Annotated in this window: 10 protein-coding genes; 3 read left to right on the forward strand and 7 right to left on the reverse strand. The window is 59.0% G+C overall.

Features of this window, described 5'->3' with window-relative positions:
• Positions 1-64: 64 nt before the first annotated feature.
• Complete coding sequence (locus tag AB4N44_RS05885) at positions 65-1,384, reverse strand: Nramp family divalent metal transporter (RefSeq protein ID WP_127928780.1); 1,320 nt, start codon at positions 1,382-1,384, stop codon at positions 65-67.
• 72 nt (positions 1,385-1,456) lie between these two features.
• Positions 1,457-1,993: a chalcone isomerase family protein gene (locus tag AB4N44_RS05890; RefSeq protein WP_127928783.1), complete on the reverse strand. Its 537-nt coding sequence runs from the start codon at positions 1,991-1,993 to the stop codon at positions 1,457-1,459.
• A gap of 147 nt (positions 1,994-2,140) precedes the next feature.
• Here AB4N44_RS05890 and AB4N44_RS05895 point away from each other — a divergent pair, with 147 nt between their 5' ends.
• Positions 2,141-2,914 (forward strand): hypothetical protein, encoded by a 774-nt coding sequence (locus AB4N44_RS05895; RefSeq protein ID WP_150776578.1) that lies wholly within the window; start codon positions 2,141-2,143, stop codon positions 2,912-2,914.
• Positions 2,915-2,998: 84 nt separating this feature from the next.
• The gene (locus tag AB4N44_RS05900; protein WP_007915061.1) at positions 2,999-3,556 is read left to right on the forward strand and encodes a DcrB/PsbP domain-containing protein; all 558 of its coding nucleotides are present in this window, start codon (positions 2,999-3,001) and stop codon (positions 3,554-3,556) included.
• Here AB4N44_RS05900 and AB4N44_RS05905 read toward each other — a convergent pair.
• From AB4N44_RS05905 to AB4N44_RS05920, 4 genes are all read right to left on the reverse strand, one after another.
• Positions 3,546-4,262 carry an alpha/beta hydrolase gene (locus AB4N44_RS05905; protein WP_460109753.1) on the reverse strand — a complete coding sequence of 239 codons (717 nt, stop codon included), beginning with the start codon at positions 4,260-4,262 and terminating at the stop codon, positions 3,546-3,548. The genes AB4N44_RS05900 and AB4N44_RS05905 overlap by 11 nt on opposite strands.
• Before the next feature lie 180 nt (positions 4,263-4,442).
• Positions 4,443-5,555 (reverse strand): M14 family metallopeptidase, encoded by a 1,113-nt coding sequence (locus AB4N44_RS05910; protein WP_460158190.1) that lies wholly within the window; start codon positions 5,553-5,555, stop codon positions 4,443-4,445.
• 201 nt (positions 5,556-5,756) lie between these two features.
• Positions 5,757-6,536 carry an ABC transporter substrate-binding protein gene (locus AB4N44_RS05915; protein WP_016775210.1) on the reverse strand — a complete coding sequence of 260 codons (780 nt, stop codon included), beginning with the start codon at positions 6,534-6,536 and terminating at the stop codon, positions 5,757-5,759.
• 337 nt (positions 6,537-6,873) lie between these two features.
• Positions 6,874-7,302, reverse strand: a complete 429-nt coding sequence (locus AB4N44_RS05920; RefSeq protein ID WP_460109749.1) for a rhodanese-like domain-containing protein — start codon at positions 7,300-7,302, stop codon at positions 6,874-6,876.
• Between the two features lie 101 nt (positions 7,303-7,403).
• Between AB4N44_RS05920 and ftrA the strand changes: the two genes are divergently transcribed.
• On the forward strand, positions 7,404-8,381 hold the full coding sequence (ftrA, locus tag AB4N44_RS05925; protein WP_460109747.1) for a transcriptional regulator FtrA: 978 nt from the start codon (positions 7,404-7,406) through the stop codon (positions 8,379-8,381).
• A 155-nt stretch (positions 8,382-8,536) separates the two neighbouring features.
• On the opposite strand, the gene AB4N44_RS05930 is transcribed toward ftrA, so the two are convergent.
• The gene (locus AB4N44_RS05930) at positions 8,537-11,458 is read right to left on the reverse strand and encodes a hypothetical protein (protein ID WP_460158191.1); all 2,922 of its coding nucleotides are present in this window, start codon (positions 11,456-11,458) and stop codon (positions 8,537-8,539) included.
• Positions 11,459-11,510 lie beyond the last annotated feature (52 nt).

The following is an 11,510-nucleotide window of genomic DNA, read 5'->3' on the forward strand; positions in this document are numbered from 1 at the left end:
CCGATAACCCTGTGGGAGCGAGCCTGCTCGCGAAGAGGCCAGCCCAGTCACTACAAATGCTGGCTCAAGCCGCCCACTGCAAAATCAACCAGCTGTTAGCGCCACTGATCACCACAAACAACCCCCACGCCAATACCCGGGTTGGCCAGCGATTCACAAACGGCCCCATCAGCTGTTTGTCGTTGGTCATGCGAATCAATGGATACAGGGCAAACGGCAGTTGCAGACTGAGCACCACCTGACTCAGCACCAGCAACTTGCCAATCGCGTTATCGCCCATCAGCCACACGCCGATAAACGCCGGAATCAACGCCAGTCCGCGAGTAATCAAGCGTCGCTGCCAGCACGGAATCCGCAGGTTCAGGTAACCCTCCATGATCACCTGGCCGGCGATGGTGCCAGTGAAGGTCGAACTCTGCCCCGACGCGAGCAACGCGACGCCGAACAACACGCTGGCCAGCGCACCGCCGACCAGCGGATCGAGCAGGTGGTAGGCGTCCTGAATGTCCACCACCTCGGTGTGCCCGGACTGGTGAAACGCCGCTGCCGCAAGAATCAGGATCGCCGCGTTGACCAGCAACGCCAGCGCCAGCGAACCGATGGTGTCGATACGCGCCAGTTTCACCGCGTCCTGCTTGCTCGCCAGGTCCTTGCCGATCATCCGCGTCTGCACGATCGAGGTGTGCAGATAGAGGTTATGCGGCATCACCGTCGCACCGAGAATGCCGATGGCCAGGTACAACGGCGCCGCCTCGCTGATCGCCGCCAGCGACGGTTTGAAGCCTTGGGCGACATCCGGCCAGTACGGTTTGATCAGCAACAGTTCAACGAAAAAACACACGCCAATGGTCGCGACCAATACCAGCATGATTGCTTCCAGCCTGCGGAAACCGCGATTTTGCAAGGCCAGCACCAGCAAGGTGTCGAACGCCGTCAGGGCAATGCCGAAGGTCAGCGAACAGCCGAGCAATAAATGAAACGCCAGCGCACAGCCGAGCACTTCGGCCAGATCGGTGGCGATGATCGAGATTTCCGCCAACACCCACTGCAGGCGCGCGGTCGGTGTGCTGTAGCGCTCACGGGACAGCTGCGCCAGATCGCGCCCGGTGGCAATGCCCAACCGCGAACACAGGCATTGCACGACCATGCCCGCCAGACTCGCCAGCAACACCACAAACAACAGGCTGTAACCAAAGCGTGAACCGGCCTCGATGGCGGTGGCCCAGTTGCCCGGGTCCATGTAACCGATCGACACCAGCAACCCGGGACCGGCGAAACGCAGCACGCGTTTGAAGAACGACGCATTGGGATCAACCGCAACACTGCCAGCCACTTCCGGCGGACAAAACGGCGCGGTGGCGATTTTGGGCAAACTGAATTTCACACACACATCCAGAAACAAGTCGGAAAGACGCAGCTTAGAGGTTTCAGCCTGAGCCTTGAAGCGCAAAAGAATCTATCGACTCACCCCCAACAACTGTTCGCGCAACTCCGGACTGCGCGTGCGCGGATCGAGCCAGATATCGAAAAACGCGCGGGCAAACAGCGGGTCATCGATCTCATGCTGCAACTGCTGACCGACAAAAAACCGCGCGCCCTGCCCCGGCAGATAGACGCCGGTAATGCGCGTGCCGGCTTGCACATCGACGAACGATTGCTGCATCTGGATCTGCCAACCGGCCAATTGCGCCGGGCTGACGCGGCCATCGGCCAGGCGTTTGATTTCGTCGACGCTGGCCTTGACCAGATCGTCGCGGGAAATGCTGCGGCGGTAGATCAACTCCAGCGCAAACGGCTGGCCCTCGGCCAAGGGCCGCGCGGCACTCCACAGGCGCGCGTTGTAGACATCGAAACCGAACACACTGTAATCGCCGGTACCGATGATCTGCGCGCCGGGCACGGCGTCCTGCCAATTGGCCCAGGTTGGCGTCAGCAATAGCGCCCACAAGCCGATGCCGCAACATCCCCGTAACACCTTGGGTGTTCTGTTCATCGCGGTATCGACTCCGGCAAGCCCTGATAGTCAAAGCATAGCCGGGTATCGCCGTCGGCACTTTGTATACAAAATCTGCGCACATAGGCAGCAATCGCCGATCGACAATGCTAACGTGGCGAACCCTCAACGGATGGAGACTCCTGCGTGCTGATCCTCAAACTGCTGCTGATTCCCGGTTTTCTGCTGCTGATTTCCCTGGCGGGCAAACGCTGGGGGCCAAGCGTGGCCGGGTGGCTGTCGGGATTGCCGGTGGTGGTCGGGCCGATTCTGTTTTTCCTCGCCATCGAGCAGGGTCCGGCGTTTGCCGCGCAATCAGCGGTGGCGGCGTTATCGGCGATGTTCGCGATGATTGCGTTCTGCATCACCTACGCGCAGGTCGCGCAACGAGCGGCTTGGCCGCTGGCGCTGACGGCGTCGCTGTCGGTGTGGGCCGTGATCGCTTGGGTGTTGTCACTGATTCCGGCGTCGCTGCCGTTTTCGATGGTGGCGGCGGCGATTGCGTTGCTGGCATCGCCTTATCTGTTTCCCACGGTGCAACCGGTGTTGAACGGCCCGGCGCCGAAGTCGGACAGACTGATCTGGCGAATGATCGCCGGCGCCGCGTTGACCCTGGTGGTGACGATGCTCGCCAGCACCGTCGGCGAACGCTGGAGCGGTTTGCTTGCGGTGTTCCCGGTACTCGGCAGTGTGATGGCGGTGTTCTCGCAACAGACGCGCGGCCCGGCGTTTACCGCCGCACTGTTACGGGCGACGGCGACCGGCATGTATTCGTTTTCGGCGTTTTGTCTGGTCTCGGCATTGACCTTGCCAACCATGGGCCTGAGCGGATTTGCCGTCGGCGTCGCGGTGTCGGTGGCCATGCTCGGCGTGACCAAACGCCTGTTGGCCCGTCCGTTGGCGAAAGCGCAGGCGCAGTAACCGCTCGGATGATTCGCGCTGGAACGCCCGCCCCCCTCCGTGGGATGATCGCCCGCCTCGCGCGACCATCCACCGGAGATTCACATGTCATTGTTGAGCAAAAAAGCCGTTGTCCTGCTGGTGGCGGCCCTCGCCGGTTTCGGCGCCCTCCACGCGCAAGCGGCCAAGAAAAATGCCGGCACCGAGAAAGTCTCGATGCTCGATGGCAAGTTCACGTTTGTGCTGCCAAAAGGTTTCGTCGCCGACCCGCTGCCGACCAGCCCGAGCGGGACCACGGGCACGATGTACACCAACGAGGCCACAAAAACCGTGGTCATTACCGCTGAAAACAAGATTCCCGAAGGCCAGCACGTCAAGGACAACGACGGGCAGTTCCTCGATGGCAGCGTGTCGAGTTTCATCGAAGATCAGCGCAAGGCCCTGCCTGACTTCAACAAACTCAGCGAAAAAAGCCTGACCCAAAAAGGCACCGGCCTGGGCCTGCGTCAGGTCGACAGCACCGCGACCCAGGGCGGTGGCCAGACCCTCAACACCACGCTGATGGCCGGCTCCGGCACGAAGATGGCGCTGGTGCAGGTGATCTCCCGCGCCAGCGACAAGAAAGGTCACGATGCGCTGGTGAAAACCATCCTCAAGGATTGAGCTGCTGCAACCAGCCATTCAAATCGCGCAACTCGGCCGCACTGATACTGTGGCCGACGCCGGGATAGGCGTGAAACTGCGGTTTGTAACCGAGTTTCTGTAGTTGCGTGTTGGCCTCGGTGCCGTTTTTATACGGCACCGGATCATCGGCGGTGCCGTGGCCGATAAAGATACTCAGCGGCAACGGCTGCTGCTCGCCTTTGAGTTCAGCTTTCAACACTGGCAATAAACGCCCGCTCAACGCAGCGATCCCGCCGACAGCGACTGGCGGCCGCAGCCCCACTTCGTAGGTCATCATCGCGCCTTGGCTGAAGCCGATCAGGTACACCTTGTCCGGGGTGGTGTGATATTTCTGCGCTGCTTGCGCGATAAAGTCGCGCAGCTTCTGGCCACTGACCTTCAGATCATCGGTCTCGCCGTTGTAGGCGCCTTCACCCTTCTTGCGAAACCACTGGAAACGTCCTTCACCCAATGACAGCGGCGCCTGCACCGACAGGTAGTTGTATTGCGGCGGCAGTTGGAATTTCATGCCGATCAGGTCGGCTTCGTTACTGCCGTAGCCGTGCAGGAAAATCACCAGCGGACGCGCCTCGGCGTCGGCATGCACCTGTTCGAGGTACTTGAGCGGCAGATCGGATTGCAGCGTGGTTTGCGCCTGCACGGCGGTGGACGCCAGCAGGGTCAACAGGGCAAAGACCTTCAACATAGAGCCTTCCTTCACGGAGAGTCGGGTTCGGGGGGAGCCTAACATCCTGCGGCGTGGATCCAAATTCGGTGTGATTGCCAATGGCCCCTTCGCGAGCAGGCTCGCTCCCACAGGGGAATGCATGTCCAAGGTGGGAGCGAGCCTGCTCGCGAAAGGGCCACTGAATTCAGCGAAAGGCTGTCAGTCGTTCGTCAATTTCCCTGTCCGAAACGCCACCCGCCCCGCCACTTTCGCCTGCCAGATCCCCGGCTCGGTATAACGCCCACGATCAAGCGCAAACAACACCCCACTGGTGCCCGCGCGCACGGTGGTCACGCGATCCTGCAACGGATCCACCACCTCAAACAACGCATCACCCTGCTCCACCCACTCGCCGGCATTGCGCAAGAAACTCACCACGCCATGGTGCGGCGCGAACAGGTACTCGGTGCCCTCGAACGGCAGGCCTTCGCAGCACTCGTTCGGCGCCGCCGGCCATTCGCCGCTGATGAAACCCTGCTCCGCGAGGAAACCGAGAATCGCCTCACAATTGGCCTGCGCCTGATCGACCCGGGTGTCGCCCATGCTGCCCAGTTCCAGCGTGGTCGCCAGATTCGCCGCTGGAATCGCGGCATTCGGGAACGCCCGCGCCAGACGCAGCCACGGCGTCGAGCAGGATTCATCGAACGAGCTGCCGCCGGAATCTTCACACAGCAGCGCCACACCGGCCTTCAAACGTGCCGCCAGCGATTGCCACTGTGGCCAGTGCTGCGGCAGCGCGTACAAATGAATCGCCGCGTCGAAATCGCAATGCAGATCGAGGGTGATGTCGGCATCGCAGGCATGGCGCAGCAACAAACGATGCAACGCTTCCAGTTGCGAGGCCGGGGCCGGCAGCTCATCGAACACCTGGCCCATGGTTTGGCGGATCAGCGCGACGTTGGCCTCGGCATCAGCACCCAAACGCTCACCAATCAACGCCGCGACCGGTGCGCTAAGTTCCACGAAGGCGCGGTTGAAGTTCTTGCCGCTGCCCAGTTCAAAGCGGCCCATGTGCGCGCCTTGCACGTGTTGATCAAGGCCGATCGGGTTGGCCACTGGCACCAATTCGATCACGCCCTGCAAACGGCCTTGCTGCTCTAACTCATTGAGGCGCTGCTTGAGTTCCCACGCGGTGCGCATGCCCGGCAGTTCATCGGCGTGCAGGCTGGCCTGGATGTACACCTTGCGGGTGCCCGCGCCATAGCGAAACACGCTGAGCGAGCGCTCGCTGCCCAAGTGGCTCCAGGGCAGAACATGGTCGATGCGTTGCATGGGAAAATCTCCTCAATTTCCGGATCACACTGATCCCCTGTGGGAGCGAGCCTGCTCGCGAAGGCGGTGTGCCAGACAACAAAGATGTTGAATGTTAAACCGCTTTCGCGAGCAGGCTCGCTCCCACAAGGTTCTGTGGTTTTATCAGAGCGCAAAAAAAGTGGCCACCGCGCAAACGGGGCCACTTTTTTCTACGGCGTATTAATGGCCGTACACATCAAAGTCGAAGTACTTGTCCTGGACTTTCTTGTACTCGCCATTGGCGCGGATTTCGGTGATGGCTTTGTTGAATTGCTCGGCCAGCGCGGTATCGCCCTTGCGCACCGCAATGCCAGCGCCGCCGCCGAAGTACTTGGCGTCTTCGTAGGTCGGGCCAACGAATTCAAAACCTTTGCCGGCGTCGGTTTTCAGGAAACCGTCGCTGAGGTTGACCGAGTCGGCCAGCATCGCGTCGATACGCCCGGAAACCATGTCGAGGTTGGCTTCCTGTTGCGAGCCGTAACGCACCAGGTCGATCCCGGCCGGCACCAGCACTTCAGTGGCGTAACGGTCGTGGGTACTGGCACGCAGCACACCGACTTTCTTGCCTTTGAGCTCGGTCAGCGGGTCTTTGACACCGGAGCCTTCCTTCATCACGAAGCGTGCCGGGGTGTGATAGTACTTGATGGTGAAATCGACGTTCTTTTTGCGGTCATCGGTGATGGTCATCGACGACAGAATCGCGTCGATCTTCTTCACTTTCAGCGCCGGGATCAGGCCATCGAATTCCTGCTCGACCCAGGTGCATTTGACTTTCATCTGCGCGCACAGCGCATCGCCGATATCAACGTCGAAACCGGTGAGTTTGCCGTCAGGGGTTTTCATCGAGAATGGCGGGTAACCGGCTTCGATACCGATGCGGATCGGCTTGGCGTCTTCGGCCACAGCGGTCAGGGACAACATCGACAGTGCCAGGGCACCGAACATCACTAGCTTCTTCATTTATAACTCCTGTGGGCGGAGGCTTTTATTGGCAGCTTTCGATTCAGCGTTCGGTCATGGCCAATTGGCCACAAACACCGAAGTGGCCGGCAGTCTATGGCGGCGCGCACAGGGTAAATTGTGTTTAAGCGACAAATACTTATGAAAGATCGGCGCACCGATTGACCGGGGTCAACGGGTGCGCCGTCGTGGTGCAAAGGCTGTAGGACAAGCGCATTTCCAGCGCAGAAAATCGCTGATTTCCCTGTAGGAGCTGCCGCAGGCTGCGATCTTTTGATCTGTTTTTTTAACCATCAAGATCAAGAGATCGCAGCCTTCGGCAGCTCCTACAAGGGGATCAGCATTCGCAGCCGATTGCGGTTTTGGCGGCTTGCTCAACGCTTAGTTGAAAGCCTTCATCCAGCCATCCGGTAACCCCGCCGATCATCTCCTTGACCGGATAACCCAGCGCCGCCAGTTTCACCGCTGCCTTGTTCGCGCCGTTGCAGTGCGGGCCGGCGCAATAGACCACGAACAGCGTGGTTTTCGGGTAACTCGCCAGTTCCGCCGCCGTCAGCAAGCGGTTCGGGATATTGACCGCGCCCGGCACATGCCCGCGCTCAAAGGCCAGCGGGCCGCGAACGTCGACCAGGACAAAATCGATCTCGCCAGCCTCCTGGCTACTGAAGACGTCGGAACAATCGGTCTCGAAAGTCAGACGATTACTGAAGTGCATCAGGGCGATCGCCGACGGTGCCGCAGGGATGTCGCGAACCAGACTGACCATGGGTGTTGCTCCTTTGTCTGAACGGGTGTGAGCAGACTTTATCGAGCGGCCGCTTGCGGCTACAGTGGCGCACAAGACACTCACCGGGAATTTTCCGCCAAATGCCGACATCACCAGGTCTGGTTGCGATTCTGGCCTACGACGGTCTCTGCACATTCGAGTTCGGCATCGCCGTGGAGGTCTTTGGCCTGACCCGGCCGGAGTTCGATTTCCCGTGGTACACCCACGCCATCGCGGCGGTCGATCAAGGCCCGATGCGCGCCTTGGGCGGGATTCAGGTATTGGCCGATGGCGGCCTGGAATTGTTGGCCGAGGCGCGCACCATCATCATTCCCGGCTGGCGTGACCGCAACGCGGCGGTGCCGGATGAACTGCTCGATGCATTGCGTCAGGCCCATGCCCGGGGTGCGCGATTGCTGTCGATCTGCTCCGGTGTATTTGTGCTGGCGGCCACCGGCCTGCTCGACGGCCACGGCGCCACAACCCATTGGCGTTACACGGCGGAACTGGCGCAGCGCTTCCCGGCGATTGCCGTCGATGCCGATGTGCTTTACGTCGATTCCGGCCAGTTGATCACCTCGGCCGGCAGCGCTGCCGGGATCGACGCCTGCCTGCATCTGGTGGCACGGGACTTCGGCACGCAGGTCGCCAACTCGGTGGCGCGGCGCCTGGTGATGTCGCCGCAGCGCACTGGCGGTCAGGCGCAGTTCATTCCGACCCCGGTCAGCCCGACGCCGCGCAACGATCTGTCGCGGGTGATGCAGTGGGCGCGCGAGCGTTTGCATGAACCGCTGGAAGTGCGTGATCTGGCCAGCGAAGCGGCGATGAGTGAGCGCACGTTTCTGCGGCGTTTTACCGAGGCCAGTGGGCAGTCGCCGAAGGCGTGGTTGCAGCATGAACGGTTGGCGCGGGCGCGGGAGTTGCTGGAGAGTACGCCGCATAACACCGAGCAGATTGCCGAGCGTTGCGGTTATCGGTCGGTGGAGAGTTTTCGTGTGGCGTTTCGTGGTGTGGTGGGGGTGCCGCCGTCGGTGTATCGGGAGCGGTTTGGGCGTGGGGTGAAGGCCGTCGGTTCCTGAGGGAATCTTGAAGGCCCTTTAACGAGCAAGGGTAATGCATTCCGCGTCAGGCTTTTTGAGATTAAGGCCCGTTGCAATCTTTAGTTTGCTACGGGCCAAACCAAATTGATCATTCCGAACTCTGCTCGAAATGATCAATGAATGCGATTCCTATGCTAAAGCTTCGCTTTCCATTTTAAGCGAATATCATCAATTTTTGACGGTCCATAGTTGTAATAATGAGCGCCAAAATAAATTGTCAATACTCTCGGAGATGCAGGAGATATGTTATTCGGCGTGAAAGTTGTCAAAATTTTCTCCCAAGCATACGCACGAGGAATCTTTGCATGATAGTATGTGGTGCTGTCGATTATTATGACGAGTGTTGAAACATCTGGACACTGATAGATGAAGCTTAATTCGTACTCTTGATTATTCTCGATATCACTGAAAGACTTCATCATGCAAGTGTGATTATCTTTATTATTGGATTGAACAAAATATTCCTCTCCTGAACGAATAATAGACGACGGATATTGTGGGTAATGTTTCCAGCCATCCCAATTGAACAAGTCAAAAGTCGTAAGATAATCAAACCCGACTCTCACCGAATAAACCCTTCGCTGACAATCCACCGCATCAACCAAATCCCCCCCTTCAAACAACCCCACCTTCAACACAATCGTTACTGTCGAATCCGCCTTGCACTCACGCAACCACTGCACTTCAGTCGTGTAAATCAATCCACTTCCCTGATCATGCGTCACCCCCACCAACTGCTCTTTGGTGCGTGAACTGTCATCCGTTCTGGTTTCCACATAACTCAACCACACAGGCAGGCCCGAACGCTGAAACGGCCATTTGTCGCACAGCACTTTGGTATCGTCCTCGATCAACCCAATATCCAAAACCTCCCCGGTCATCCCTTCGATCAACGGCTGCGGCATGTTTTTCTGCAACAAAACACCAATGGTCAGCGGCCGTGTTTCTCCAGGAGCAGGTTGCCCGGCCTGAAACGTCCTGTAGCTCAACGCCACATCGCGTCCCAGATTGGCGCCGGTGATGGCCGCGGCGATATTGAAATCCAGATAAGGCTGGCCGCTCGCACCCTTGCGCACTGGCGCCGTCGAACCATCGCCGGGGCGACCGATGACCGTCAGTTCGATTTCGTCATCGGGCTTCAGTTTCGAAGTGTCGAAGCGCACGGTGAAACCCTGTTGATACTGGTTGGGATCGAGTACGTAAACCGGAGCTTCGATGACAGTGGGCGGTGGCACTTCGGCCTGCGCGTTGCCGACGCTCAGCGTCAGTTCACCGGATGTACCGAGCAGTTCGCCGTTACGCACGATGGTGTAAGTCGCTGCAACTTTTCCGTTGAGATTGGCCGTCACATAGGGTTTGGCCACAGTAAACTTCACCGGACTGCCCGCCGAATGCGAGGTCAGGTCGGCGAAATCACTTGTGCTGCCATTACTGCCTGAGCCGCGCCAGATATACGTCACGCGGTCGTGCGCCAATGTGCCCAGATGCGGACAAGTCAACGTGACACCGGCGGGCGGCACCTGCTCAGGATCGAGCGTGCCGTCCTGGGCTTCCTCCACCTCTGGCGGGGCGAATGTCGGCAACGCCACACCTACCTGCAGCAACAACGGCAACGAATCGCGCACGTTCTGCAGCAGCAGATCGTCGTTGGCCACCGTGTAATGCACCCTCACCCGCAACCCGTTGAACCTGCGGATGACTGCATGACTGACAGTACGCAGGATCGGCGTATTTTCCGGCACATTGCCGACCGGACGCGGATCCGAGTAATACTCCACACCGCCGCCAGGCAGCGCGGCTTCCCAGATCAGGTCGATCTGATCGCCGCTTTTACGTCCCGCATACCAAGGGATTTCGTTGGTTGCCCATGGCGCCTCAGGGTCCAGAAAACCGCCAGGCGCCTCGATCACAGTGGGCGCCGCCAGTTGACTGATTTCCCCTTGCACATTGACGCTGGCGACCATCGAAGAGGCCTCGTCCTCGCCTGTTCTCGTGCGTACATACCGGACCGAGGCCGAACCCTTGGCAAGGGCTCGGACCGAGGCATTGGGAATCACGAACTCATAGGCAAACTCGGTAAAATCGACGAATTGCTCCGCGGGGATAACGATGATCGGTTTACCCTGCGCCGGCATACCGGTCCAGGTCACTTTGATCCGGTCGTCCACGTCGAAGTGTTCTTCACGTGCATAAACACTGACGATGACGTCCTTGTCACCCAACTGCTCGAGATCAATGACGGTTGTGACGGGTCTGTTGTTGACCAGAATTCTCGGCTGGGGAAGCCGCGTTCCCTTCGCATCCACCAGGACCCGAGTGATTTTCGCCCAAGGCGCGCGCTCATCCGGATAGTTGCCAACGCGGTCGATCACCTGAAAAGTCACCGCTACATCCGGGCCATCGCCAGCGCTCTCGATCACGCCTTTAGCGAAGGTGATCAGGATCGGATGATTTACCGGGTCGTCGACCTGCTCCTGAGTCACCGGATAGTAAGGTACTTCCTGACTACCCCAGCGGCACAAGATGTAATCGAAAGCAGCCATGTTTTCGTAGGGGAAAACATGCATCTGAACGCCTTTCTCGGCTATGTCCGGAGTGACCCCGTGCGTCAGGTCCGGTATCAACGTGTACGTGAGACCGGAATGACCTTCTTCGGGGTCGTTATCAAAGCCGCCGGGGCGCTGGAATTTGGCCAGCAGAATCAACGTTGGCTCGGAATCCTGGAACGTCTGTCCAACTCGCTTTACGCGATAAAACGCCTTGACCTCGCCCTCCAGAACAAAACCTTTAGCAATCCTGAACACCAGTCGCTTGTTGAGATCTTCGGCGTCGAGTTCCTTGCTCCACACCGCGACCGTCAAATTGCCCAGAAACATTTCGAACTTGTCCCCAATGCTCATCACCAGCCACGGGTCAACGATGACTTGCAAATCCCCCTCGACAGCGCGAATGGGAATACCGCCGTGGTAATGCTCCGGCGTTCGCAACTCGGTTCTGCCGGTGATATGCGGTGGGTTCAAGGCCAATGGCTGGTTTTCAACCAGGGGTGTGTTCATGGTGATGCTCCTTCGTAGTGGACTGGCGGCAGTCGACGTAACGCTGGAGCTA

The organism is Pseudomonas sp. S3_C06, from assembly GCF_054667675.1.

Excerpts from the sequence above, each read along its gene's own strand:
- AB4N44_RS05905 (WP_460109753.1), bottom strand. The coding sequence starts at position 4,262 with ATGTTGAAGGTCTTTGCCCTGTTGACCCTGCTGGCGTCCACCGCCGTG.
- AB4N44_RS05930 (WP_460158191.1), bottom strand. The coding sequence starts at position 11,458 with ATGAACACACCCCTGGTTGAAAACCAGCCATTGGCCTTGAACCCACCG.
- AB4N44_RS05920 (WP_460109749.1), bottom strand. The coding sequence starts at position 7,302 with ATGGTCAGTCTGGTTCGCGACATCCCTGCGGCACCGTCGGCGATCGCC.
- AB4N44_RS05910 (WP_460158190.1), bottom strand. The coding sequence starts at position 5,555 with ATGCAACGCATCGACCATGTTCTGCCCTGGAGCCACTTGGGCAGCGAG.
- AB4N44_RS05900 (WP_007915061.1), top strand. The coding sequence starts at position 2,999 with ATGTCATTGTTGAGCAAAAAAGCCGTTGTCCTGCTGGTGGCGGCCCTC.
- AB4N44_RS05890 (WP_127928783.1), bottom strand. The coding sequence starts at position 1,993 with ATGAACAGAACACCCAAGGTGTTACGGGGATGTTGCGGCATCGGCTTG.
- ftrA (WP_460109747.1), top strand. The coding sequence starts at position 7,404 with ATGCCGACATCACCAGGTCTGGTTGCGATTCTGGCCTACGACGGTCTC.
- AB4N44_RS05915 (WP_016775210.1), bottom strand. The coding sequence starts at position 6,536 with ATGAAGAAGCTAGTGATGTTCGGTGCCCTGGCACTGTCGATGTTGTCC.